This window comes from Enterobacter sp. 2VL (assembly GCF_005503595.1).
Classification (GTDB): Bacteria; Pseudomonadota; Gammaproteobacteria; order Enterobacterales; family Enterobacteriaceae; genus Enterobacter; species Enterobacter cancerogenus.
In genome coordinates, this window is sequence record NZ_SCNE01000009.1 from 77,260 (window position 1) to 103,169 (window position 25,910).

General features: G+C 56.4%; 22 protein-coding genes and 1 riboswitch. Of the genes, 12 read left to right on the plus strand and 10 right to left on the minus strand.

Annotation, left to right across the window (positions count from 1 at the left end; translation table 11 throughout):
• The first annotated feature begins 111 nt into the window (after positions 1-111).
• Both FFS28_RS18270 and FFS28_RS18275 read left to right on the plus strand, forming a co-directional pair.
• Positions 112-546 (plus strand): DUF1090 domain-containing protein, encoded by a 435-nt coding sequence (locus tag FFS28_RS18270; RefSeq protein WP_006178562.1) that lies wholly within the window; start codon positions 112-114, stop codon positions 544-546.
• A gap of 132 nt (positions 547-678) precedes the next feature.
• A complete protein-coding gene (locus FFS28_RS18275) occupies positions 679-2,724 on the plus strand; it encodes a fimbria/pilus outer membrane usher protein (protein WP_249357454.1) in 2,046 nt (681 codons plus the stop codon).
• Positions 2,725-2,792: 68 nt separating this feature from the next.
• Here the strand turns inward: FFS28_RS18275 and parE are convergent, their stop codons facing one another.
• From parE to nudF, 5 genes are read right to left on the minus strand one after another with little or no spacing between them, the layout of a single operon-like run.
• Positions 2,793-4,685: a DNA topoisomerase IV subunit B gene (parE, locus tag FFS28_RS18280; protein ID WP_006178564.1), complete on the minus strand. Its 1,893-nt coding sequence runs from the start codon at positions 4,683-4,685 to the stop codon at positions 2,793-2,795.
• Between the two features lie 28 nt (positions 4,686-4,713).
• Positions 4,714-5,295, minus strand: a complete 582-nt coding sequence (yqiA, locus tag FFS28_RS18285; protein WP_058610749.1) for an esterase YqiA — start codon at positions 5,293-5,295, stop codon at positions 4,714-4,716.
• On the minus strand, positions 5,295-6,122 hold the full coding sequence (gene cpdA / locus FFS28_RS18290) for a 3',5'-cyclic-AMP phosphodiesterase (protein ID WP_137903650.1): 828 nt from the start codon (positions 6,120-6,122) through the stop codon (positions 5,295-5,297). Before cpdA ends, yqiA begins: the two co-directional genes overlap by 1 nt.
• Before the next feature lie 27 nt (positions 6,123-6,149).
• Positions 6,150-6,572 carry a DUF1249 family protein gene (locus FFS28_RS18295; RefSeq protein ID WP_006178567.1) on the minus strand — a complete coding sequence of 141 codons (423 nt, stop codon included), beginning with the start codon at positions 6,570-6,572 and terminating at the stop codon, positions 6,150-6,152.
• Positions 6,569-7,201 (minus strand): ADP-ribose diphosphatase, encoded by a 633-nt coding sequence (nudF, locus tag FFS28_RS18300; protein ID WP_006178568.1) that lies wholly within the window; start codon positions 7,199-7,201, stop codon positions 6,569-6,571. The genes FFS28_RS18295 and nudF overlap by 4 nt, the downstream gene beginning before the upstream one ends.
• 204 nt (positions 7,202-7,405) lie before the next feature.
• Here nudF and tolC point away from each other — a divergent pair, with 204 nt between their 5' ends.
• The 3 genes from tolC to FFS28_RS18315 all read left to right on the plus strand — a co-directional run bounded on the left by tolC (position 7,406) and on the right by FFS28_RS18315 (position 10,874).
• The gene (gene tolC / locus FFS28_RS18305) at positions 7,406-8,884 is read left to right on the plus strand and encodes an outer membrane channel protein TolC (RefSeq protein ID WP_137903651.1); all 1,479 of its coding nucleotides are present in this window, start codon (positions 7,406-7,408) and stop codon (positions 8,882-8,884) included.
• 161 nt (positions 8,885-9,045) lie between these two features.
• Positions 9,046-9,711, plus strand: coding sequence for a DUF1190 family protein (locus FFS28_RS18310; protein WP_006178573.1), 666 nt, complete (start codon positions 9,046-9,048; stop codon positions 9,709-9,711).
• A gap of 2 nt (positions 9,712-9,713) precedes the next feature.
• The gene (locus FFS28_RS18315) at positions 9,714-10,874 is read left to right on the plus strand and encodes a glutathionylspermidine synthase family protein (RefSeq protein WP_137903652.1); all 1,161 of its coding nucleotides are present in this window, start codon (positions 9,714-9,716) and stop codon (positions 10,872-10,874) included.
• A 77-nt stretch (positions 10,875-10,951) separates the two neighbouring features.
• Here the strand turns inward: FFS28_RS18315 and ygiD are convergent, their stop codons facing one another.
• Positions 10,952-11,740 carry a 4,5-DOPA-extradiol-dioxygenase gene (gene ygiD, locus FFS28_RS18320; RefSeq protein ID WP_137903653.1) on the minus strand — a complete coding sequence of 263 codons (789 nt, stop codon included), beginning with the start codon at positions 11,738-11,740 and terminating at the stop codon, positions 10,952-10,954.
• A 121-nt stretch (positions 11,741-11,861) separates the two neighbouring features.
• Here ygiD and zupT point away from each other — a divergent pair, with 121 nt between their 5' ends.
• The 5 genes from zupT (at position 11,862) to FFS28_RS18345 (ending at position 17,881) form a co-directional block, all read left to right on the plus strand.
• Complete coding sequence (gene zupT / locus FFS28_RS18325) at positions 11,862-12,635, plus strand: zinc transporter ZupT (RefSeq protein ID WP_006178577.1); 774 nt, start codon at positions 11,862-11,864, stop codon at positions 12,633-12,635.
• A gap of 355 nt (positions 12,636-12,990) precedes the next feature.
• Entirely contained in the window at positions 12,991-13,551 is a 561-nt protein-coding gene (locus FFS28_RS18330) for a fimbrial protein (protein ID WP_137903654.1), read from the plus strand.
• 74 nt (positions 13,552-13,625) lie between these two features.
• Positions 13,626-16,064 (plus strand): fimbria/pilus outer membrane usher protein, encoded by a 2,439-nt coding sequence (locus tag FFS28_RS18335; RefSeq protein WP_137903679.1) that lies wholly within the window; start codon positions 13,626-13,628, stop codon positions 16,062-16,064.
• A 10-nt stretch (positions 16,065-16,074) separates the two neighbouring features.
• Positions 16,075-16,836, plus strand: coding sequence for a fimbrial biogenesis chaperone (locus tag FFS28_RS18340; protein ID WP_137903680.1), 762 nt, complete (start codon positions 16,075-16,077; stop codon positions 16,834-16,836).
• Entirely contained in the window at positions 16,820-17,881 is a 1,062-nt protein-coding gene (locus tag FFS28_RS18345) for a fimbrial protein (protein ID WP_137903655.1), read from the plus strand. Before FFS28_RS18340 ends, FFS28_RS18345 begins: the two co-directional genes overlap by 17 nt.
• Before the next feature lie 50 nt (positions 17,882-17,931).
• On the opposite strand, the gene ribB is transcribed toward FFS28_RS18345, so the two are convergent.
• Positions 17,932-18,585, minus strand: a complete 654-nt coding sequence (ribB, locus tag FFS28_RS18350) for a 3,4-dihydroxy-2-butanone-4-phosphate synthase (protein WP_023309208.1) — start codon at positions 18,583-18,585, stop codon at positions 17,932-17,934.
• A 106-nt stretch (positions 18,586-18,691) separates the two neighbouring features.
• Positions 18,692-18,842, minus strand: a riboswitch (FMN riboswitch).
• Positions 18,843-18,963: 121 nt separating this feature from the next.
• Between ribB and ubiK the strand changes: the two genes are divergently transcribed.
• A complete protein-coding gene (gene ubiK / locus FFS28_RS18355; protein WP_042322022.1) occupies positions 18,964-19,260 on the plus strand; it encodes a ubiquinone biosynthesis accessory factor UbiK in 297 nt (98 codons plus the stop codon).
• A 114-nt stretch (positions 19,261-19,374) separates the two neighbouring features.
• On the opposite strand, the gene hldE is transcribed toward ubiK, so the two are convergent.
• From hldE to FFS28_RS18370, 3 genes are read right to left on the minus strand one after another with little or no spacing between them, the layout of a single operon-like run.
• Positions 19,375-20,805 (minus strand): bifunctional D-glycero-beta-D-manno-heptose-7-phosphate kinase/D-glycero-beta-D-manno-heptose 1-phosphate adenylyltransferase HldE, encoded by a 1,431-nt coding sequence (gene hldE / locus FFS28_RS18360; protein WP_045404039.1) that lies wholly within the window; start codon positions 20,803-20,805, stop codon positions 19,375-19,377.
• Between the two features lie 40 nt (positions 20,806-20,845).
• Positions 20,846-23,701: a bifunctional [glutamate--ammonia ligase]-adenylyl-L-tyrosine phosphorylase/[glutamate--ammonia-ligase] adenylyltransferase gene (gene glnE, locus FFS28_RS18365; protein WP_137903656.1), complete on the minus strand. Its 2,856-nt coding sequence runs from the start codon at positions 23,699-23,701 to the stop codon at positions 20,846-20,848.
• Between the two features lie 21 nt (positions 23,702-23,722).
• On the minus strand, positions 23,723-25,024 hold the full coding sequence (locus FFS28_RS18370; RefSeq protein WP_137903657.1) for a CYTH domain-containing protein: 1,302 nt from the start codon (positions 25,022-25,024) through the stop codon (positions 23,723-23,725).
• Positions 25,025-25,261: 237 nt separating this feature from the next.
• Between FFS28_RS18370 and FFS28_RS18375 the strand changes: the two genes are divergently transcribed.
• Positions 25,262-25,882, plus strand: a complete 621-nt coding sequence (locus tag FFS28_RS18375) for a TIGR04211 family SH3 domain-containing protein (protein ID WP_042322026.1) — start codon at positions 25,262-25,264, stop codon at positions 25,880-25,882.
• Positions 25,883-25,910: the final 28 nt, after the last annotated feature.

Here is a 25,910-nt window from a genome sequence, read left to right on the forward strand (position 1 = left end):
CGTTGAGGACGCGTCTGCATCGTTTTGGCTATCCGCGTTGCAGTACTCTTTTGTTCACAGGAGATTGCCGGAGCATCTGCTCAGGCAATACATCAACAAAGGAGAAAGACCATGAAGAAATTAGTTTCCGTTCTGTCTGTCGTTGCCGCTGTGGGTATGTTCGCTACAGCATCAGCACACGCCGCTGAAAGCTGTGCAGCTAAAAGCGCAGCGCTGGAAAAAGAGATCAAAATTGCCCAGCAGTATGGCAATACCTACAAAGTGAATGGCCTGAAAAAAGCCCTGGCAGAAGTTAAAGCCCACTGTACTAACGCAAGCGTTCTGGCTGATGCCCAGAAAGACGTGCGCAAGCTGGAGAAAAAACTGGCTGAAAAACGTGGCGACATCGCTGAAGTTCAGGCCGATCTGGCAGAAGCTAAAGCGAAGGGCAATGCCAAGAAGATCGCCAAGTACCAGAAAAAACTGGCAGAAAAGCAGGCGGATCTGCGTGAAATCCAGCAGGAGCTGAACCAGGCTCGCGCTGAGCTGGCAGCCCTCAATAAATAAGCCATCGCGAGCTTAATCGTGGGCAGCAAACGCTGCCCACGAGATTGACGCAAAATGCAGATCCACCATGCAATCCGAGTGTTGGTGCTGTTACTGACAGCAAACGCTGCGTCTGCAAATGAAAAGACATGGGTGATTCTTAACAACGACTATAAAGGCTCAATCTTTCTTGATTTTCAATCCGATAAACCCTGCCTGACGCGTCCTCTGCTTGAAGAGTGGGGCGTAAAATCCACCGTACTTGATAAGCTTCACTGGGATACCAGGGCGTGTCTGAGCGCCGACTCGGCGAACGCCTTCGATCTCCAGTTCTGGTATCGTCCGGATGCCAACCTGCTCACGCTTTTATTTCCCCAGGAGGCGTTTAATCCGCAACAAAACGGGATCAGTACCAGCCGCTGGGATGATGGAATCAATGCCCTGTTTGTTAACTACCGGCTGGACGTCAATAACCAACGCGCGCAGTACCGTTGGGATACGCCGGGCACCGATGCAACGCTCGCGCTGGAAAACGGCCTTAACGTCGGGCCATGGCGCATGCGCTACCAGAATACATTCTGGCGAGAGGCAGACCGCCAGCACGGCTCTTACAGTAATTCAGCTTCTGTCTGGCGCAGCATCACGTCTATGCGATCCCGGCTTAATCTTGGCGACGGTTACACCTCATCGAACCTGTTCGACAGTATGTCCTATCGGGGGGTGTCCCTTGCCAGCGATGAGGCGATGTTCCCGGATAGCTGGCGGCCCTATTCACCGCTGATTAACGGCTATGCGCGCAGCGAAGCGGAAGTTACCCTTCGTCAGAACGGCGAGCGCGTCTATCGCATCCACGTCCCACCGGGGCCGTTTGTTATCCGTGATTTTTACCCGCCAGATTCGCAGGGCAACCTTGAGCTGACGATTCAGGAGAGCGACGGGAGCGAGCGTACCCGGTTCATTCCGTACTCGATCATGCCCAATCTGGTGCAGTATAAAATGTTCAGCTACGAGCTGGTCGCCGGGCGTTATAAGCCCTTTCACGGCGTGGAACTGGAGAAAGATCGTTTCTGGCAGAGCACGCTCTCCTGGGGCGTCGCCCCGCGCGCCACCGTATTTGGCGGCGTACAGCAGGGCGAGAATTACGTCAGTCATGTTGTGGGATTGGGCGGCAATATGGGCAAATGGGGAGCGTTGTCTGCCGATGTGCGTAACGCCCATTACAGCCAGCAGGGTAAAGCGCTCAGCGGCAGCGTCGGGCGAATGCGTTATGCAAAAACATTTTTCCAAACCGAAACCAGCCTTAACGCCCAACTTCAGTGGTACCCGCGCGGTAGCCAGTATCGTTCGCTTGAGGAGCGGTTAAACCGCGCCTCGGTGCTGGCCTGGGGTCTGGATGATGACACCACCCAGCGTAGCCTTGAAAGCCAGGTTGAGCTGACGCAAAACTTCGACGAAAACTCGAGTCTCAGCCTCTCCTGGCGCTGGCTGAAATCACGCACTCGCGCAGCGGGCAGCAACAGCCTCACCCTGAGCCTGGACGCCAGCTGGCAGGACGTCGATTTGTCGCTGTATGGCAGCTATGACCGCTACGGCGACTCTGCCCCGGAATCGACGCTGGGGATTAATATCAGCATCCCCTTCAGCACTGGAAGCCATTTTACCAATGTGGCACTGGTGTCCGACCTCGCCAGTCGGAATAAGAATACCCATGGAATCAACATTAATGGCTCGGCACTGGACGATTATAGCCTGCGCTATGACGTGACGGCGGAGCATAGCGAACACGGGAACGATGCTCTGAAAAGCAGTATCGGCTATCAGTACAACAGCGGCGAACTGAACGTCAGTATGACCCGCAGCGGCACGCAACGTGATTATCATGGCGACGTCAGCGGCAGCGTGCTGGTATATCAGGAGGGTGTTGTCCTGGGCCAGACGCTGGGAAGTACTGCGGCATTGGTTCAGGTGCCTGGTTCGGCGAAGATTGGGTTTTATAACCAGTTCGGTTCAACCACCAACGCAAATGGCGATCTGCTGGTGAGTTACCTCACGCCCTGGCGCGTAAACCGCATCACGGTGGACAGCTTCAGCCTGCCAGAAGGAACCGATATGGATGTGAATGAGCTGGAGACCGTGCCCACCGATGGCGCGATTGTGAATCTGCGCTTTTTGAAACCGGAAAAAACAGAGGTTCGCTGACGGGATAACGGCGCTACGCCCAGGTAGCCGGAGATCCCTCAGCCTCGTGGAGGCTGAGGGCCAGTGCATCAGGCTTCAATGTCCGCCATATCGCCTTTCTCCTGCAGCCAGTTACGTCGATCTTCTGAACGTTTCTTGGCCAGCAGCATATCCATCATGGCGTTGGTTTGCTGTTCGTCTTCGTCGCTGATCGTCAGCTGCACCAGACGGCGGGTGTTTGGATCCAGGGTGGTTTCACGCAGCTGCATCGGGTTCATCTCGCCCAGCCCTTTAAAGCGCTGTACGTTCGGTTTGCCCTTCTTGCGTTTTAGCTGATCCAGCACGCCTTCTTTCTCTTCTTCCGTCAGCGCGTAGTAAACCTCTTTGCCGAGGTCGATACGGTACAGCGGCGGCAGCGCAACGTGGACGTGGCCGTTTTTCACCAGCGTACGGAAGTGCTTCACGAACAGCGCGCACAGCAGCGTGGCGATGTGCAGCCCGTCGGAATCCGCATCCGCAAGGATACAGATCTTGCCGTAGCGCAGCTGGCTCAGATCCTCGCTGTCCGGATCGATGCCGATCGCGACAGAGATATCGTGGACCTCCTGCGAGGCCAGCACTTCGTCAGAGGAGACCTCCCAGGTATTCAGGATCTTACCCTTAAGCGGCATGATCGCCTGATATTCGCGATCGCGCGCCTGCTTGGCGGATCCGCCCGCCGAGTCCCCTTCGACCAGGAACAGCTCGGTGCGATTAAGATCCTGTGCGGTACAGTCCGCCAGCTTGCCCGGCAGCGCGGGGCCGCTGGTCAGCTTTTTACGCACAACTTTCTTCGCCGCACGCAAACGACGCTGCGCGCTGGAGATCGCCAGTTCGGCCAGCATTTCTGCCGCCTGCACGTTCTGGTTCAGCCACAGCGTAAAGGCATCTTTGACCACGCCGGAAACGAAGGCCGCGCACTGACGCGACGAGAGGCGCTCTTTGGTTTGACCGGCAAACTGCGGATCCTGCATCTTCACGGAGAGTACGTAGGCGCAGCGATCCCAGATATCTTCCGCCGAGAGCTTCACGCCGCGCGGCAGAATGTTGCGGTATTCACAGAACTCGCGCATCGCATCGAGCAGACCCTGACGCAGGCCGTTGACGTGCGTCCCGCCAAGCATTGTCGGGATCAGGTTGACGTAGCTTTCAGTCAGCAGCTCGCCGCCTTCCGGCAGCCACAGCAGCGCCCAGTCGACCGCTTCGGTATCGCCTGAGAAATTACCCACAAAAGGTTTCTCCGGCAGCGTCGGCAGGCCGTTTACCGCTTCGCACAGGTAGTCGTTCAGACCGTCGGCGTAACACCAGGTTTGTTCGGTATTATTGACGTTATCTTTAAAGGTGATTTCCACGCCCGGGCACAGCACCGCTTTGGCTTTCAGCAGGTGCGTCAGGCGAGACACCGAGAAACGTGGGCTGTCGAAGAAGCTCCCGTCAGGCCAGAAGTGGACGCTGGTGCCGGTGTTGCGTTTACCGCAGGTGCCGACAACCTGTAAGTCCTGTACTTTTTCGCCGTTTTCAAAGGCGATGTTGTACACCTGGCCGTCGCGGCGAACGTTCACTTCAACGCGTTTAGACAGGGCGTTAACCACGGAGATCCCCACGCCGTGCAGGCCGCCGGAGAACTGGTAGTTTTTGTTGGAGAATTTACCGCCCGCATGCAGACGGCAGAGGATCAGCTCAACGGCCGGGACCCCCTCTTCCGGGTGAATATCCACCGGCATGCCGCGCCCGTCATCGATGACTTCCAGCGACTGATCGGCGTGCAGGATAACATCGACGCGTTTGGCATGGCCTGCCAGCGCTTCGTCCACACTGTTATCAATAACTTCCTGGCCCAGGTGGTTTGGGCGCGTCGTATCGGTGTACATCCCCGGGCGGCGGCGAACCGGCTCAAGCCCGGTGAGTACCTCAATGGCATCAGCGTTATAGGTTTGCGTCATGATTTAAACTAGCAATTCGCATTGATTGTCAGAGGCTTTGCAGTCCAAGAAAATCGACAATCTGGGTGAAATGATCCTCAAAGCCCGTGAAAGCATGATTTCCGCCCTCTTCTACAGTTTGGCGGCAGGATGCGTAATACGCCACTGCCTGGCGGTAATCCAGCACTTCATCACCCGTCTGCTGCAGCAGCCAGATAAGATCGGGCGCTTCCAGCGGGTCTACCTGCATGACTTTGAGGTCGTAAATATGGCGTGACTCTAGCACATATTGTTGTCCGGTGTAGGGGTTCTCGTTTTGCCCGAGAAAGTCCCTCAGCAGCTCAAACGGGCGTACCGCCGGGTTAACCACCACGGCGGGCACCATAAACGCTTGCGACAGCCAGGTGGCGTAATATCCGCCGAGCGACGATCCCACAATGCCAAGCGACTCTCCGCCATGTTCCAGCACAATGGATTCCAGCATCTCCGCCGCGTCTGCCGGATAGGGCGGCAACTGGGGGACGATCATCTCAACGTGCGGATGATGCTCGCTCAGCCACTGGCGAAACAGCGTCGCTTTTGCAGAGCGCGGGGAGCTGTTGAATCCGTGTAAATAGAGAAGCGTCGACATCAATAGCCTTCTGAAGCGGTATCGGGACGAAATTCTGCGCCTGACAACCGGCAGACTTCCGTGGTCAGAGTGCCGTCGGCATGCAGTTCCAGCCACCGCCAGCCCGGCGCGATGGTATCCAGCGTAAAGCTGTCGCAGTGCGGCTTGAACTGTACGCAGGTCGAAGGGGTAGCCAGCAGGCGGCGACCGTTCCAGTCGAGATCCTGCTCCTGGTGAATGTGCCCGCACAGCAGGTTTTTCACGTGCGGGAATTTCACCAGCACTCTGTCCAGCGCGGCCGAATTGCGCAGGCTGTGTTGATCAAGCCAGCTACAGCCGGCAGGCAGAGGGTGATGATGAAGCAAAAGCAGCGTATGCCGCGCAGGCTCAGCGGCCAGTTTGCTCTCCAGCCAGTCGAGCTGAAAGTCGCTCAGTTCACCGTGAGGAACGCCAAACACCTGACTGTCGAGCAGCAGAACTTGCCACTGTTCGCCGAGGAAAACACACTTCGCCGGGGAGATCCCCGCCTCCTGAAGCGAGCTATACATGGCAGGCTGAAAGTCGTGATTGCCCGGCAACCAGACGCAAGGTGCGCTGAAGCTCGCGATGCCTTCAGAAAAATGCTGATAGGCCGCGGAGGATTGATCCTGCGCCAGATCGCCCGTTGCGACAATCAAATCGCAGTGGCGGTTTTCGGCATGAATCGCGCTTAATACAGCCTGATAACTCTCCCAGGTATTCACGCCCAGCAAAGTCTCATGCTTTTCGGCAAAAAGGTGAGTATCGGTGATTTGTAATATCCTGACTGGCGCCCCACCAGCAACAGTCAGGTTCAACAGGCTTTCCAAATGGTGTCCTTAGGTAGGTTTATGACGCTAACAAACCGGAATCGCCATTGCTCCATGTGCTAAACAATATCTTAGCCAGTCAGCTAAAAACTGGTTAATTTGATGCTTTTCGTCGCGTTGATGCAACTTTTTATTGGGATAATCATACCGCGCTTTGAAGCGAAAGATCTGCTGGCTTGAACACACTTCAGCGACCATTGCGTCATGATAGAGGCGTACCGACATCGACGGCAGGCTCCAGTAGCTAATGGTGGGCGCGGTTTGTTCTATCTCGACCAGGGTCGTGTAACGCGTTGATTCTGTAATAGTTAACCGGTACTGCGCGTTGCTCACCTGATAGCTAACCGTTTCGCCGGGTGCGTCGTTTCGCGGCAGCAGGCGGCGCAACTGGGCGAAATTGGTTTCGCACAGGCGCATCATTTCTGGGAAGTCAGGTGTATAACGCTTCATTTTAACCACTCGTTTCTTAATTTCTGATGATGCAGCTGCAGCCATTGCAGGGCGATGACAGACGCTGCGTTGTCGATTTTCCCCTCTTCTACCCACTGGTAAGCCTGTTCCCGGCTCACCACATGAACACGAATGTCTTCGTTTTCATCAGCCAGACCGTGAATACCTTTCGCGGTCGTGGCGTCCACTTCGCCTACCATAATAGATAAACGTTCGCTCGTGCCGCCTGGGCTTGCCAGATAGCTCAGCACGGGCTGCGTTCTGCCGACGACCAGCCCCGCCTCTTCCTGCGCTTCGCGGCGGGCAACGTCCTCGACGGACTCGCCTTCTTCGATCATCCCGGCCACCATCTCCAGCAGCCACGGGCTTTCACTGACATCATACGCCGCAATACGGATCTGCTCGATCAGCACCACTTCATCACGCACTGGGTCAAAGGGTAGCAAGACAGCCGCATGGCCGCGCTCAAAAATTTCACGTTTAATTTCACCGCTCATCTCGCCGTTAAATAAGCGATGCCTGAAACGGTAAAGATCCATTGAAAAAAAACCGCTATAAAGCGTTTCTCGTGCAATAATTTCTACATCGTTTTTGGTGAAAGTCACTGGCAACTTTTCTGGTTTTTGCATGAGTCATGTCCTGGTAGCAATAGTGATGAAATTGTGAATTTCAAGTCTGTTTGGCTGCCGTTTGTAAGGCTATATGGTAGATTGGTGCAAATTACCGCCAGATGGCACGTAACGCCAACCTTTTGGTGCGGATGATTCTGTTAGAATCGGCAATAATTTTTTAATTTGATCAGCGCTAATACTGCTTCACAACAAGGAATGCAAATGAAGAAATTGCTCCCCATCCTTATCGGCCTGAGCCTGACGGGCTTCAGTTCAATGAGCCAGGCAGAGAACCTGTTACAGGTCTACCAGCAGGCACGTCTGGGCAACCCTGATTTACGTAAATCAGCGGCCGATCGTGATGCTGCGTTTGAAAAGATTAACGAAGCACGTAGTCCGCTGCTGCCGCAGCTGGGCCTGGGTGCTGATTATACCTACGGTAACGGATACCGCGATAATAATGGCGTCAACTCTAACGCCACCAGCGCGTCGCTGCAGTTAACGCAGACCCTGTTTGATATGTCCAAATGGCGCGCCCTGACCCTGCAGGAAAAGAGCGCGGGCATCCAGGATGTGACCTATCAGACCGATCAGCAGACGCTGATCCTGAACACCGCTACCGCGTACTTCAACGTGCTGAGCGCCATTGACTCGCTCTCCTACACCGAAGCGCAGAAACAGGCCATTTACCGTCAGTTGGATCAAACCACCCAGCGTTTCAACGTGGGTCTGGTGGCGATCACCGACGTGCAAAACGCCCGCTCACAGTACGACAGCGTGCTGGCGAACGAAGTGACCGCGCGTAACAACCTCGACAACGCGCTGGAATCGCTGCGTCAGGTCACCGGTAACTACTATCCTGAGCTGGCCTCCCTGAACGTGGACAGCTTCAAAACCGATAAGCCGCAGGCCGTCAACGCGCTGCTGAAAGAAGCAGAAAACCGCAACCTGGCGTTATTGCAGGCGCGTCTGAGCCAGGATCTGGCCCGCGAACAGATCCGTCAGGCACAAGATGGTCACCTGCCAACGCTGAGCCTGAGCGCATCAACCAGCGTATCCGATACCACCTACAGCGGCTCCAAAACCAATACTCAGGCCTATGACGACAAAAATATCGGTCAGAATCAGGTTGGCCTGAGCTTCTCCCTGCCGCTGTACCAGGGCGGAATGGTGAACTCTCAGGTGAAACAGGCGCAGTACAACTTTGTTGGCGCAAGCGAGCAGCTCGAAAGCGCGCACCGCAACGTGGTGCAGACCGTTCGTTCGTCTTTCAACAACGTGAACGCCTCTATCAGCAGCATCAACGCCTATAAACAAGCCGTGGTGTCTGCGCAAAGTTCACTGGATGCGATGGAAGCCGGTTACTCCGTCGGTACACGTACTATCGTCGACGTGCTGGACGCAACCACCACGCTGTACAACGCCAAACAGCAGCTCTCCAGCGCCCGTTATCAGTACCTGATTAACCAGCTGAACATCAAGCAGGCACTGGGTACGCTGAACGAACAGGATCTGCTGGCGCTGAACAATGCGCTGGGCAAACCGGTCTCGACGTCGCCTGAAAGCGTCGCGCCGGAGAACCCACAGCAGGACGCCGCCGTTGATAATTTTAACGGTAACGGCAGCGCCCCTGTCGCGCAGCCTGCTACCGCGCGTACGACCGCGCCTGCCGGCAACGGTAACAACCCGTTCCGTCAATAAGCCCTGCCTTCCCTCTCCTGGCTAACGGGAGAGGGAGAACACATATCACACCTGAACGTAAGTCAACGTAAAGACCCCCTGATTTCGCCCCTCTTCGCTTCATTTTCAACCACTCATCCTCTATCCTGAGCGTTATCACCACTGGGTCCTGGAAGACAAAGATGAAACGGACAAAAACGATTAATCACGCTTCGTTCCGCAAAAGCTGGAACGCGCGTCACCTCACACCGGTCGCGCTGGCGATCACCGCCGTCTTTATGCTGGCTGGCTGTGAACAAAATGACGAAACCGTCTCGATGTATCAAAACGCCGACGACTGTGCGTCCGCGACCGGTAACGCAGCTGAATGTAAAACGGCCTACAACAACGCCCTGAAAGAAGCGGAACGTACCGCGCCGAAATATGCCTCACGCGAAGACTGCGTGGCGGAGTTTGGTGAAGGCCAGTGCCAGCAGGCACCTGCGCAGGCAGGCATGGCGCCGGAAAACCAGGCGCAGGCGCAGTCCAGCGGCAGCTTCTGGATGCCGCTGATGGCGGGTTATATGATGGGCCGTCTGATGAGCGGCGGTGCAGGCTACCAGCAGCAGCCGCTGTTTAGCTCCAAAAATCCAAACAGCCCGGCGTACGGCAAATATACCGATGCCAGCGGCAAAAACTACGGCGCTGCCACGCCGGGTCGTAGCATGACCGTACCGAAAACGGCAATGGCACCGAAACCGGCAACCACCAGCACCGTTACCCGTGGCGGCTTCGGTGAATCCGTCGCGAAACAAAACACCATGCAGCGCAGCGCAACGGGTTCTTCAACTCGCTCAATGGGCGGCTGATCATGGAAAGAGTCAGTATTATCGAGCGCCCGGACTGGCGCGAAAAAGCCACCGAGTACGGTTTTAACTTCCACACTATGTACGGGGAGCCGTACTGGTGTGAAGATGCCTATTACAAACTCACGCTCGCCCAGGTTGAGAAGCTGGAAGACGTGACCGCAGAGCTGCACCAGATGTGCCTGAAGGTAGTGGAGAAGGTGATAGACAGCGACGAGCTGATGACCAAATTCCGCATTCCAAAGCACACCTGGAGCTTTGTTCGCCAGTCATGGAAAACCAGCCAGCCGTCGCTTTACTCGCGCCTCGATCTGGCGTGGGACGGCGTGGGTGAACCCAAGCTATTAGAGAATAACGCCGATACGCCGACATCCCTGTATGAAGCAGCGTTCTTCCAGTGGATCTGGCTGGAAGATCAGGCTAACGCAGGCAACCTGCCGGAAGGGAGCGATCAGTTCAACAGCCTGCAGGAAAAGCTGATCGCGCGTTTCGCTGAGCTGCGTGAACAGCACGGTTTTAACCTGCTGCACCTCGCCTGCTGTCGCGACACGGAAGAAGATCGGGGAACGGTTCAGTATCTGCAGGACTGCGCCGCAGAAGCCGAAGTCGCAACCGAATTCCTTTATATGGAAGACATCGGCCTGGGTGAGAAAGGCCAGTTCACCGATTTGCAGGATCAGGTGATCAGCAACCTGTTCAAGCTCTATCCGTGGGAATACATGCTGCGCGAAATGTTCTCCACCAAGCTGGAAGATGCCGGTGTGCGCTGGCTGGAGCCGGCCTGGAAGAGCATTATCTCCAACAAAGCGCTGCTGCCGATGCTGTGGGAGATGTTCCCGGACCACCCTAACCTGCTGGAAGCGTACTTTGCCGAAGACGACCATCCGCCCATGGAGAAATACGTCGTTAAGCCGATTTTCTCCCGCGAAGGGGCGAACGTGTCGATTATCGAAAACGGTAAAACGCTGGAAGCGGTTGAAGGGCCGTACGGCGAAGAGGGAATGATCGTCCAGGCGTTTTATCAGCTGCCGAAGTTTGGCGACAGCTATACGCTGATTGGCAGCTGGCTGATTAACGATCAACCCGCCGGGATTGGCATTCGTGAAGATAAAGCGCTGATCACCCAGGATCTGTCACGGTTCTATCCGCATATTTTTGTGGAGTAAGATCTGCCGGGTGGCGGCTTCGCCTGACCCGGCCTACGGTTTTGTAGGCCCGGTAGCGTAGCGCCACCGGCCATTTTTCACCCTACCTGCACCGACAACATACTGATACTGCCCATCTCAATGCCATCGACCGGGACGGTCACCGGCTCCTCTGCGTCCCATGCGCCTAAGACATACAGCAGCGGCAGGAAGTGTTCTGGCGTCGGGTTAGAGAGCGATCCGCCTTCGTGATCCAGATAGTTGACCAGCGGGTGCTGTTCAACCGGGCCTTGCCAGGTCAGGTTCGCTTTCACATAGTCATTAAAGGATGTTGCCCACGGATACGGCGTGTTCTCACCGTGCCAGCGCGCCGTGCGCAGGTTATGCACCACGTTACCACTGGCGATCAGCATGATGCCTTCATCACGCAGCGCCGCAAGCTTACGGCCCATCTCAAGATGCCACGCCGCCGGTTTGGTGCTGTCGATGCTCAGCTGCACCATTGGGATGTCGGCATCCGGGTACATCTTAATCAGCACGCCCCATGAGCCGTGGTCAAAGCCCCAGGCCTCTTTGTCCAGGGCAACAGGAACGGGCGCGAGTAAATTTACCAGCCGCTGTGCCATCTCAGGCGAGCCGGGTGCCGGATAGTGCGTGTCGTACAGCGCCTGCGGGAAACCGCCAAAATCGTGGATCGTTTTGGGGGTTTCCATCGCGGTCACGCCGGTGCCCCGGGTGAACCAGTGAGCAGATACCACCACAATGGCTTTCGGGCGCGGCAACGTCTCACCCAGCTGACGCCAGGCGCGTGTATAGACGTTGTCTTCCAGAACGTTCATTGGGCTGCCATGGCCTAAAAACAGTGCTGGCATACGAGGCGAACTCATGGTGTTATCCTTAAAGAATGTGTCATGTTGATGGCTCTACATTACGCGTAATGCAGGTAAGATGAACCCAGATAACCATGATGATCATCATCAGGAAATTTGAATATAAGGAGAGAGAGGGATGTCAGTGCCTTTGATTCTGACCCTACTTGCGGGCGCGGCCACCTTCATTGGCGCGTTTCTCGGCGTACTCGGCCAGAAGCCGTCCAACCGCGTGCTGGCCTTTTCGCTCGGCTTCGCCGCCGGGATCATGCTGCTCATCTCCCTGATGGAAATGTTACCCGCAGCGCTGGCCACTCAGGGCATGTCGCCGGTGCTGGGTTACGGCATGTTCGTCTTTGGCCTGCTGGGGTACTTTGCGCTCGACCGCCTGTTACCCCATGCACATCCCCAGGATTTGATGGAGAAACAGGCCGGGCCACAGCCGCGCACGATCAAACGCACCGCGATTCTGCTGACGCTGGGTATCAGCCTGCATAACTTCCCGGAAGGCGTTGCCACCTATGTGACTGCCAGCAACAACCTCGAACTGGGGTTCGGCATCGCGCTGGCGGTGGCTTTACACAATATTCCTGAAGGACTTGCCGTTGCCGGGCCGGTTTATGCGGCGACGGGGTCAAAACGCAAGGCCGTATTCTGGGCGGGCATCTCCGGCCTGGCCGAAATCCTCGGCGGCGTGCTGGCGTGGCTGATTCTGGGAAGCCTTATTTCACCCGTGGTGATGGCCGCGATTATGGCGGCAGTGGCCGGAATCATGGTGGCGCTCTCTGTCGATGAACTTATGCCACTGGCAAAAGAGATCGACCCTAATAACAATCCCAGTTACGGCGTGCTGTGCGGGATGTCGGTGATGGGGTTAAGCCTGGTGCTGCTCCAGGCGGCGGGGATTGGCTGAGCTGACAGGGCTTCCCTATGGAGGCCCTTGCGTTTTATGAATACGTGCGGCGCTCTAAATATGCAATAGAAATTAGTTAAACGAAAAAATATAATCTCTTTGTTTTATTTTATCTAAAGTCAATATTTAAACTGGATATTATTATTCTCAATAAATTAATTGAAATTTGCGCAAAGAAAAAGACAAACCCTCCAAAAATCAAGCATCACAATCACTCAAGATAATACATTTAACGCCGCTACATTAATATTTAAGTTTGATTAATCGCATCCCCCCCTCCCACACCGTTATACTTTTACCGAAGTTTACTGAAATAACATTCAGACGATGAATTAATTTGAAAAAGGATATTTTCATGCACTTAGCTAAAAAAGCGCTGTTAGCGATTTCCATGGCAACCATCATCTCCGGCTCAGCCTTTGCGAGTGAGCAGGGTTCCGGGAAAATCAAATTTAAAGGCGTGGTGATTAATGCGCCTTGCAGCATTGCGCCAGACAGCGTTGATAAAGAAGTTGATCTGGGTGAAGTGACCACCGCAACGATCAATGCCAACAGAAAATCAGCACCGGTTGCAGTCGATATCAACCTGCAGAACTGCCAGCTGGATAACCCAGGCGATGAGACGGACACGCCAATCACGAAAGTGGACGTCACATTCACCAGTACCGCAACCAACGCGGCAGACACCAGCCTGATGTCAAACACCTATGCCGATGGCGCGCAGAACGTTGGCGTACGTCTGCTGGATAATGCCGAAACCAAGATCACGCTGGGCTCAGCAAAGGAAGTTGCTCTGCAGTCAGGTTCAGACACTCAGGTGCTGCACTTTAAAGCGCAGATGGAAGTTCCTACCGGTGCAACTGCAACAGCCGGTCAGGTTGAAGCGACTGCCAACTACGTCCTGCAGTACAAATAATACGCCAGCATCACCGTTTAACCGGCTGATGAATTTTATCAGTCGGTATTTTTATTCTCTCGAGTAACAGGATGATGAACAATAAATCACAATGGATAATCATCATTACTGCCCTGTTAATGACGAAAGTCGCCTCTGGCACCGAATTTAATATCAATGCCATCGATAAAGATCTCCGAAGCGGCATTGACCTGTCCCGTTTTAAAGATGAAACATCCGTCACGCCCGGCCGCTATTTTGTTAGCGTTTCTATTAATGATATTCCACTGACAAATGGCTGGCAGCTAACCTGGAAAGAGGTCAATGATACCGCTCAGGTATGTATTCCTTCAGAACTTGCTGATACCTTTGGTTTGCAGGATAAATTACGCCAGAAACTCCCGGTCAACGAGGGTTGCGTGGATTTTAGCACGCTTCCGGATATTACCTTCACCTTCGAACAGGCAACCCAGACCTTAAAGGTCACGGTTCCGCAAGCGTGGCTTCAGTATCGTTCCACCGACTGGATGCCCCCGTCGACCTGGGATAACGGCGTCGCGGGCATCCTGCTGGATTACAATCTGTTTGCCAGCCACTATCAGCCCAACAGCGGCACCAGCACGGATAACGCCAACGCCTATGGCACGGCAGGCGCGAACCTGGGCGCATGGCGATTGCGCAGTGACTTCCAGTATAACCAGACGCATACCGACGGAGGTTCAGAGCACGACGGGCGCTTCTCACGCGTGTATATGTTCCGACCGCTGCCCGCCTTAGGGGCGAAGCTCACGCTCGGTGAGACCGATTTCCAGTCCGCCATTTTTGATGCCTTCACCTACACCGGTGCGTCGCTAATCAGTGATGAACGCATGCTGCCATGGTCGCTTCGCGGCTACGCGCCGCAAATTTCCGGCATCGCGCAGACCAACGCCACGGTGACGGTCTCGCTGTCGGATCGTGTTATCTATCAGGCCAAAGTTCCGCCCGGACCCTTTGTCATTCAGGATTTGAATCAGTCCGTTCAGGGCACGCTGGACGTTAAAATTACTGAAGAAGACGGGCGCGTCAGCAACTTTCAGGTTTCCGCGGCGTCGGTCCCGTTCCTGACGCGTAAAGGCCAGATCCGCTACAAGCTTGCAGCGGGTAAAGCCCGTGAAGATGCCTCACACAGCGTCGAGGACAGTGCGTTTATGAGCGGGGAGTTCTCCTGGGGGGTGCTGTCGCAAACGTCGCTGTACGGCGGAACCCTCGCGGACGGCGATCGCTATCGTTCCGTTGCGGCAGGTATCGGGCAAAACCTGGATATCCTGGGCGCCATTTCCTTCGACGTCACCCAGGCAACCAGCCAGCTGCCCGATCAACGCAGCCAGACGGGGTACAGCTATCGCTTTAACTACAGCAAACGGTTCGATACCACGGGAAGCCAGCTCACGCTCGCCAGCTATCGTTATTCCGATCCGCAGTTTCTGAGCTACGCGCGCTTCCTAGAGCGTGACGACGATGACAACCAGACTGAAAAGCAGACCCTGAGCGTGACGGCAAGCCAGTACATTCCGGCGTTGTCGCTCAACGTGTATCTGAGCATGTTACGCCAGACCTGGTGGGACGACTCGCCGTCCACCACCGGCAGCATCACGGCAGGTTATAACTTTGACCTGGGTCGCTGGAAGAATATGGGGATAACCGTCTCGTTAAGCAAAACGCATTACGAGGATCAAAAAGACGATAACCAGTTTTATCTCTCCCTCAGCGTTCCGCTGGATAGCGACCATCGTCTGACCTACGACCTGCGTAACAATGACAACCTGAGCCAGAACGTCTCCTGGTACGACACCTCGGATCGGGATAACACCTGGGGCGTGTCCGCCGGTACGGAAAGCGAAAAAACGGATGCGGGCGCGCAGTTTAGCGGTAACTACCAGCACTACTCTTCGCTTGGCGATCTCAACGTGTCCGGAAGCTACAAGGCGAATGAGTATAACTCTCTCAGCGCCAGCTGGAACGGCTCCGTAACCGGCACGGCGAAAGGCGTCGCTCTGCATCGTCGCAGCTACGGCAATGAACCCCGGGTGATGGTGAGCACAGACGGTATTGGCAACATTCCGCTGAATATGTCCCGGGATGAAACCAACGCGTTCGGCATAGGCGTATTACCGTCCTTCTCCAGCTACTCGCCGTCTAACGTGCAGGTCAACATGAATAACCTGCCGGACGGGATCGATGTGGACAATCGGGTCACCACCTCGACATGGACAGAAGGGGCCATAGGCTATCGCCAGATAGCCACCCGTGCGGGGAGCGATGTCGTCGGGGTCCTGCGCACCGCGTCCGGCGTTCCCCCTCTCGGCGCGCAGGTTCTCCTGCAGGAGAGTGGCCAGGAAGTGGGCATTGTGGCCGATGAAGGACACATCTGGCTCGGGGCCGTTAAACCTGAACAACAGTTCCTGGTGACCTGGGGGGACAACAATCAGTGTCGCTTCTCGTTGCCGTCACACCTTGAAAACAGTAAGCAGCTGATGCTGCCATGCCGGTAAGAAACCCATGATGAAACATTCACCCTTAAAGCTTCTGTGCCTGATGCTCATCGGCACCAGCTTAACGACCCACGCCGCGATCAACCTGGATCGCACCCGGATTGTGTTTCCACAGAGCGACAAAGCCAGCAGCCTGAAGATCGATAATCAGAGCAAATCTCTGCCGTATCTCGCGCTCTCCTGGATTGAAGACGAGAACGGGCGTAAGGAAGACAGCCATTTTATGGCTCTCCCGCCCATCCAGCGTATTGAACCAGGCGCATCGTCACAGGTGCGGATCGTCAGGCAGGCGGGCGTCAGCCAGCTTCCTGGCGATCGCGAGTCGCTGTTTTACTTCAACCTGCGCGAAGTGCCGCCGAAAAGCAGCAACGCCAGCGAGGAGCGCAGCGTAATGCAGGTTGCCATGCAAAGCCGTATCAAGCTGTTCTGGCGCCCTAAAGCCATCACCAAAAAAGCGGGCGAGAAGAGTGAAATGCGCATGGAGGTCACGGCGACCGCTAAGGGGCTTACCTTCCATAACCCGACGCCTTACTACATAACGCTGGCCTGGCTCAGTAAAGATGCAAAAACCATGCTGCCGGGTTTTGACAGCCTGATGATTGCGCCGTTTGCCACTGCTTCCGCCTCCACCGGCAGCTACCACGGCAGCTACTACAGCATCGGTTACATTGATGATTACGGCGCGCTGCGCAAGGTAGATGCCAGCTGCGCGGGTGCGGCGGCGTGTAAGCTCAGCGAGCGCAAGGTAGAGAGCGATGAAAAGACTCGCTAAGCTTATGTTTTTAAGCCTGCTGCTGTTCGTCCCGCTTAAGGAGGCCCTGGCGCTGAACTGCTATCTGGGCACGGCCAACGGCCCGGTTGAGCAGACGAAAACCATCGCGCCGTTCTCCATACCGAGCAACGCACAGCCGGGGCAAAAAATCTGGGAATCTGACGATATTAAAATACCGGTGTACTGCGATCGCAACACCGCGTCGAACCATGCAAACGAAGACGTTTACGCGTGGGTGAACCCCTACTTATCCAGCGAGGATCCTTATTACCAGCTGGGGGTAACCTATGAGGGCGCGGACTATGACGCAGCCGGGCAGCCAACCGGAATTGACACCCATCAGTGTCTGGATAACAACAGCCTGAATACCTATACCCCCGCGCAGCTGCATGACATGGGCTGGGAGCATTACATCTGTTCCGGCAATGTTAACGACATACACACCAGCCGCTATTTTATCGCGCGTTTTCGCCTGTACGTGAAAATCAAAACCATGCCGCCGCACGGCTACGTCAGCTCGCTCGGGGATTACATACTGGTGCAGTTCGACGGTAAGGGGGGCGTGAACACGCTGTCTGATGCGAAGAACCTGAAATATCACGTGAACGGTCTGAATAACATCAACGTTCTGGACTGCGGGGCAACGTTTAGCATCTTCCCGGAAAACCAGGAGATCGATTTTGGCTCCTTCAGCGCCCGCGACATCGTCAATCAGGGTACCCGTAACCGGACGTTCACCGTTAAAACCACCAAAGTGCAGGACGCCCAGTGCTCGGACGGCTTCAAGATGGACTCGTCGTTTTACACCGACGGTTCCCTCAGCAATAACGATACCGCGCTGCTGATCGGCAACGGGCTTAAGCTGCGGATCCTGGATGGCACCCGGCCGTTTACCTTTAACCAGTATAATGAGTACGCCGATTTTACGGGCAGCACGTTGCAGGTTGAGCAGACCTATACCGCTGAGCTTTCGCCCGTTGCGGGAAAAGCCATTGACTCTGGCCCCTTTGAAACCGTCGTGCTGTTTAAGATTAACTACCACTAAAAATAAAAAAGCCGGGGGTCGCCCGGCTTTTATCGTTACGTTTGCGCCTATCAGCTGGCTTTGCGCTCATGCGCCTGGCGGTATTCAACCAGATCTTCGATGGTCACCACCGGCATGTTATGCAGACGGGCAAAGGTGATGCACTCTGGCGCGCGCGCCATGGTGCCATCGTCGTTGGTCAGTTCGCACAGCACGCCTGCAGGTTTGAAGCCTGCCAGGGTCACCAGGTCGATGGTGGCTTCGGTATGGCCGCCGCGGGTCAATACGCCACCCGCCTGCGCGCGCAGAGGGAAGACGTGGCCTGGGCGATGCAGATCGGATGGCTTCGCACCATCGGCAATCGCAGCACGCACGGTGGTCAGACGGTCAGCCGCTGATACACCGGTAGTCACGCCGTGCGCCGCTTCGATGGTCACGGTAAAGCCGGTTCCAAAGGCGCTGGTGTTGTTTTCAACCATCATTGGCAGGTCGAGCTGCTTGCGACGGTCTTCGTTGATGCACAGGCAGACAATGCCGCTACCGTGACGGATGGTGAGTGCCATCTGCTCTACGGTCATATTTTCAGCGGCAAAAATCATGTCGCCTTCGTTTTCACGGTTTTCATCGTCAAGCACCATCACACCGCGGCCTTCGCGCAGTGCATCCAGTGCATGTTCAACACGTTGAGTTGAAGTGCCAAAAGAGGAAAGTAGCGTCTGATTCATGGTAAAAAAACCTCATTAACTATATGGTTACCAGAATCAGGGCAGTCTTAGGAGCGCCGTATACGCGGCAAAAAGATAACGTGAGCGGGCCTTTGCCCGACTGGATCGTTACTCTCTCCCATCCGGACTCTAACCGTCGGCCCCGGAATTACACCGGATCTGCTGACCTTTGAGTGTTCACCCAAAGCGCTCGCGGGCTTTCAGCATGACGCTGATTTACCGCCGGTGGGGAATTTCGCCCCGCCCTGAGAATAAGCGAGATAACTATAACGCTATTGATTAACCTGGGCAATGCATAAGCTTCAAACAAATCTTGTTTATGCCCGGCACTTACAGGCTACAATGGTTTCTGAGACCGTTTTACCAAGGGAAGCCACAATGATTGACCCGAAGAAAATTGAGCAAATTGCGCGTCAGGTTCATGAGTCCATGCCGAAGGGCATTCGTGAGTTTGGTGATGACGTTGAGAAGAAAATCCGCCAGACGCTGCAGGCGCAGTTGGTCCGCCTTGATTTGGTCAGCCGCGAAGAGTTTGACGTGCAAACGCAGGTTCTGCTGCGCACCCGCGAAAAGCTGGCGCTGCTGGAGCAACGTCTGAACGAGCTGGAAAACCGCAACGCGCCGGAAGAAGTGAAACCGGCACCGGCTATTCCGCCGGTGGACGATCAGGCATAAGTGCGGCCTGTTGTGCCCGGTGGCGGCTACGCCTTACCGGGCCTGGATGAACCGTAGGTCGGGTAAGGCGCAGGCGCCGCCCGACATAAAAAAACGGGCCAAACGGCCCGTTTTTTACTGACTGTCTTTCTGGATCTTCTTAATGATGTTGGTGGTTGAACACCCGTCCTCAAAGTTGAGCACCATCACCTCGCCGCCGTTGGCCCAGACCTCTTCGCTCCCCGCGATTTGCTCTGGCTTGTAATCGCCGCCCTTCACCAGCAGATCCGGCAAAATACCTGCAATCAGGCGCTGCGGCGTGTCTTCCTCAAACGACACCACCCAGTCCACCGCTTCCAGCGCGCCGAGCACAATCATGCGCTGCTCCAGCGGGTTCACCGGCCGCGTTTCGCCTTTCAGACGTTTGGTTGACGCATCGCTGTTCACCGCCACAATCAGGCGATCGCCGAGCTTACGCGCATTCGCCAGATACGAGACGTGGCCCGCGTGCAGAATGTCAAACACGCCGTTGGTCATCACCACTTTTTCACCGCGCTTACGCGCCGCGGCAACGGCCACCTTCAGCTCGTCTTCGGTCATCACCCCAAAACCGGTGTCGGCACGGCCACGCACGGCGTTTTCGAGCTCGATTGGCGACACGGTAGAGGTGCCGAGTTTACCCACCACCACGCCCGCTGCCGCGTTAGCAAAGTAGCAGGCCTCTTCCAGGGAGTTCCCCGCCGCCAGCGTTGCCGCCAGCACGCCGATCACCGTATCACCGGCACCGGTCACGTCGTACACTTCCTGCGCCTGCGTCGGCATGTGCAGCGGTGCTTTGCCCGGCTGCAGCAGCGTCATACCCTGTTCGGAACGGGTCACTAACAGCGCGGACAGCTCGAAATCGGCGATGATTTTCATGCCGCGCTCAACCAGCTCTTCTTCGGTTTTGCACTTGCCCGCCACCGCTTCAAACTCAGAGAGGTTTGGCGTCAGCAGCGTTGCGCCGCGATAGCGTTCAAAGTCGGTGCCTTTCGGGTCGATCAGCACCGGCACGCTGGCTTTACGCGCCAGCTGGATCATGGTCTGCACGCTTGCCAGCGCGCCTTTGGCGTAGTCGGACAGCACCAGCGCGCCGATATTGCCCAGCGCCTGGTTGATGCGCTCATGCAGCGGTTCGGGATCAACGCCCTCGAAACCTTCTTCAAAGTCGAGGCGGATCAGCTGCTGGTTGCGCGACAGCACCCGCAGCTTGGTGATCGTCGGGTGGGTGGGAACAGAAACAAAGTCGCACTTCACGTTCACGTCCGCCAGCGACTTGCTCAGCGCACGCGCCGCATCGTCGATGCCGGTTAAGCCAACCAGACGCGACTGCGCGCCCAGAGAGGCAATGTTCATCGCCACGTTTGCCGCGCCGCCGGGGCGCTCTTCAATGGTGTCGACCTTTACCACCGGAACGGGCGCTTCCGGGGAGATGCGGCTGGTCGGCCCATACCAGTAGCGATCCAGCATCACATCGCCGACAACCATAACCCCAGCACGTTCAAACTCTGGCAGTGTTACTTTCATTCCTGACTCCAGAAAGATTCACAATTTGCGCGCGATAATATCACACTTGCTTTGTTACGCACGGTTCCACCAGCCACTTCTGCCAGCTGGCGGTCACCTGCGCCCGCTCGTCGACGAACTGGTCGAGCGCCACATGGCCCGGCTGCTCCTGCAGCGCCAGGTGATGCAGGGCATCCCTTAGCGTGGTGTAGGCCCGGGTCAGTGCCTGCGCCTCCTGCTCATCCATAATCTCATTCTGCGCAAGCAGTTCCAGAATGCGCACGTTATCGGACCAGCGCGTCAGCTTTGGCTTCGCGTGGGCGTGCAGCAGCACCAGATACTGGGTAATAAACTCAATATCGGTAATTCCGCCCTCATCAGCTTTGATATCAAAGCGATCGCGGTGTTTATTGCCGAGATGCGCGCGCATTTTTTCGCGCATCTCGCGCACCTCGGTCTGCAGCGTGCTGCCGTCGCGTACAGTGGTCATGACCTCCTTGCGGATGAGATCAAACTGCGTTTTTAACTGCGGATCGCCATAGACCACGCGGGCGCGCACCAGCGCCTGATGTTCCCACGTCCAGGCCTCGTTTTTCTGATAATCGGCAAAGGCGTCCGTGGAGGTAACCAACATGCCCGCCGCGCCGGACGGGCGCAGGCGCGCATCCACCTCGTACAAAATGCCCGACGAGGTGCGCGTGCTGAACAGGTGCATAATGCGCTGCGCCAGTCGTAGGTAAAACTGACGCCCGTCGATTTCACGCTCGCCGTCGGTCATGACGTCTACCGGGCAGTCGTGCAGGAAGATCAGATCAAGATCGGAGCTGTAGCCCAGCTCCCAGCCGCCGAGCTTGCCATAGCCGACCACCGCAAAGCCGCGCCCTTCACGCTCGGCCAGATGTTTCGGCTGGCCGTAGCGTGCCACCATCTGCACCCAGGCCTGATGCACGACGGCATCAATCATCGCTTCCGCCAGCCAGGTTAAGTGGTCGCTGACTTTCATTACCGGCAGCGTTCCGGCGATATCGGCCGCCGCCACACGCAGCATCTGCGCCTGCTTAAACTGACGCAGCGCCTCCAGCTGCTGCTCTTCATCCTCTTCCGGCACGCGCAGCAGATACTGGCGCAGTTCGTCGCGGTAGGCGTCCGTTGCCGTGGGCTGGTAAAGGGTGTTGGGATCGAGCAGTTCGTCCAGCAGCAGCGGATAACGCGCCAGCTTGTTGGCGACCATCGGCGACGCGGCGCAGAGCGAAATCAGATGCTTGAGCGCGCCGGGGAATTCGCTCAGCAGTTCAAGATAGGTGGTGCGGGTGATGATCCCGCTCAGGAGCGGCATCATTCGCGACAGCGGCACCGGGGCATCCGCGCGCGCGCAGACGTCGCTTAGCAGATGCGGCATCAGGTGATCCAGCACCTGGCGACCGCGCGGGCCAATGGCGCGCTTGTTCAGTTCGAGACGGAAATCGGCAATTAACGCCACCACGCGGTGTCGGTCGTCATCGCTTAAATGCGCCAGCACCGGCGTGGTGTCATCTTCCTGGAGGGCATCCTGCCACAGCTCGCGCCAGTGTTCGGACAGCACATCGTCCTGCGACTCCCCTTCGTCGTCGCCAATCAGATCGTTAAAGATCCGACGCACGCCTGCCATGTGGGCATCCAGCCTCTCGGTGAGCGCCGCCCAGCCTTCCATGCGCATTCCCCAGGCGAGCCGCGCCCGGTTAAGGTCATCCCCCGGCAGGGTCTGGGTTTGTTCGTCGTTTATGCTTTGCAGCAGGTTTTCCAGCCGACGCAGGAACAGGTAGGCCTCACGCAGCGTTTGCGCGTCACCCTCCGGCAGCAGGTGAAGCTGTTCGATGGCGCTCAGCGTCGGTAGCAGCGAGCGGGATTGCAGCGACGGCTCACGACCACCGCGGATAAGCTGGAAGACCTGAACGATAAATTCGATTTCACGAATGCCGCCCGCGCCGAGCTTGATGTTGTCTTTCAGGCCACGGCGGCGCACTTCGCGGGCGATCATCCCCTTCATGTTACGCAGGGACTGGATCACGCTGAAGTCGATGTAGCGGCGGAACACGAACGGGCGCAGCATGGCACGCAGTTCGTTGGCATAGGCATCGTCGCTGTCGCCCATGATCCGCGCCTTCACCATCGCGTAGCGCTCCCAGTCGCGCCCCTGTTCCTGATAGTAATCTTCCAGCGCGGCAAAGCTCAGCACCAGCGGGCCGCTGTCGCCGAACGGCCGCAGACGCATATCAACGCGATAGACAAAGCCATCCTGGGTGGGCTGGTCCAGCGCCTTAATCAGCCGCTGGCCAAGGCGGGTAAAGAACTGGGCGTTATCCAGCTCGCGCCGCCCGCCGCGCGTGGCCCCATTCTCAGGCCAGGCAAAGATCAGATCGATATCCGAGGAGAAGTTCAGCTCGCATCCGCCAAGCTTCCCCATCCCCAGAATCAACAGCGGCTGAGGAACCCCTTCCTCGTTGCACGGCGTGCCCCACTCTTTACAGCATGCGGCATACAGCCAGTCGCGTGCGGCAACAATCAGCGTTTGCGCCAGCTCGCTGAGCTGCTGCAACGTACTCTCTTCGCTGACCAGCTCCAGCGCCTGGGCCCAGGCAATGCGCACCATCACCCGGCGGCGGAACTGGCGCAGAACGCGCATTAACGTGGCTTCATCCGCTACGTCTGCAAGCGCAGCTTGCAGCCAGCTGGCGTACTGCCGCCACTCTTCCGCCTGCGGAGGCGCGCTTTCCAGCGCCGCCAGCCAGCCCGGATTCGCCGCGACACTCTCCTGCACAAAATCACTGAAGGTAAGCACGCACTTCGCCTGCTCACTTAGGGATGACGGCGGTAATGACTCAGGCAGACGTTCGCAAACAATCTGCCACTGCTGCTGTAACTGCGAAGAAAGCGGCATGATGGGGGTTCCTTGCCAGAATTAACGTTTTCCGCTGTGCAGCCAGAACGGCTCCTGCGAAATGGCCTCGTTGCGGAAATGCTCAATCTCGACCTGCTGGCGGTTTTCGATGGCTTGCTTCAGCCCCTGCCAGTTCCCCATCCAGGCCTGCGCTTTCACGCCGTCATAGGCACCGGACAGCAGCAACATGCTGTCGATATTACGCGCCAGACGCGGAAGCTGATCGCCGTACTGGTCGCCCAGCGGGTAGGCAAACGTGGTTCTCAGCTCAGCAGCATGCCGCGAAAGATGAATATCCGCAAAGCGCTTAAAGTTATCCGCGATTTTGGTCTGCGCTTTTGCATCGAGGAAAGTCCGCCAGCCGCGCGTTACCAGAAACTCGGTGAGCGCCAGTTTGGCCGAGGCAGCCTGTGGGCTATAGAGCGCCGTTTGTGCCGACACATCGGAGAGCATAAGCGCTTCGGTTTGGGTAAGCAGATCACGTAAGTGAGCGCTTGCTTTACGCGGTACGATACCGCCGAACAGCGCCAGCGTATGACGCACCAGGCCGATAGCCGCCATGACGTGGGTTTTCGCGTTTTTGACATTTCGCGCCCACAGCTCTTCGTGGTACAGCCACTGGGAGAGCGCCAGTTCCAGCGCCGCTTCCATGCCTTGTTCGATGCTGGCTTTCGGCACAACGCGTAAAATCGGCGTCTCTTTTACCGTACGTGGCGCATTCCCGGCCGCCAGATGATAACCGCGTGCGGCCTTGCTCAGGCTGCCCTGACGCAAGCCGGACTGGTTCACCAGCTTACGTGCCAGCTTCAGCACGTCGTTCGCGTCACCTTCTAACAGCTCAAGCTCCAGTTCGCAGAGTGGCTCCTGCCATTCGCCCGCCTTCACGTCGCCCAGATCGAGGGCAATCTCTATGCGGCTTTTGCCTTCCGTTACCTGCCATTTTTCGCGCCAGAAATCGGTGCTGAACAGTGGCTGCACCTGCGCCGCTAACGTTGCCGGCAGCTCGCCCTCTGGCCATACCTCGGCCGGGAAACGCGCCAGTTCAAGTTCCGGCTTGCTGATATCAATATTGTATTCCGGGCGCTGGTGTAACCCGCCGACCACGCGGCCAGCGGTTTTCATCGTCATTTCATAGCGCCCGCCCGCTCCCCGGATGCGCAGCCCCATGTCGTGCTGGCGCAGCCAGTTGTCCGGCGTTTCGTAATAGATGTTAAGCAGCTGTACCGGTTCATGGTGCTCGCCGGAAAGCGTGTGCAGATGCTGACGAAGCGCGTCAACGCTGTCTTTTTCGACGATAAACTTTAATTCGATTTCTTGTGCCATAGCCTTGTACTTTTGCGTGCGTCACAGACGCGTCAATGAAGGCGAACTTCCTCGCCATTTGTTTGTCAGTACATAGTATTTTGCGCCAAATTGCCATGCAATGAGCAATTTGACGGGCGTAAAAGTTTAAAGCAGTAGAAATCAGGACACAGATGATTCCGATTGATGATGAATCCTTTGCGTAGAGACACTGATGCCACTACTATCGTTCCACTATTTATGAATATAACGACTGATATGCTTAAATTGCGCCTGATTGGACTTACTTTACTCGCTTTTAGTGCCGCAACTGCGGTGCACGCTGAAGAAAAGCGTTACGTTTCTGATGAACTCAACACCTGGGTACGCAGTGGCCCCGGAGACAATTATCGCCTCGTGGGCACGGTGAATGCCGGCGAGGAAGTGGTTCTGTTACAAACCAATGCAGATACCAACTATGGCCAGGTTCGCGACAGCACCGGCCGCACCTCGTGGATCCCGCTGAAAGAGCTGAGCAACGTGCCAAGCCTGCGCACGCGCGTGCCGGACCTGGAAAACCAGGTGAAAACCTTGACCGATAAGCTGAACAACATCGACAGTACCTGGAACCAGCGTACCGCAGAGATGCAGCAGAAAGTCGCGCAGAGCGACAGCGTGATCAGCGGGCTCAAGGACGAAAACCAGAAACTGAAAAACGAGCTGATTGTCGCGCAGAAGAAAGTGAACGCCGCCAATTTGCAGCTTGACGACAAACAGCGCACCATCATCATGCAGTGGTTTATGTATGGCGGCGGCGTGCTGGGCGTGGGTCTGGTGCTGGGTCTGGTGCTTCCAATGCTGATCCCAAGCCGCAAGCGCAAAGACCGCTGGATGAACTAACTCGTCTTCTCTGCCACACTTACGTATT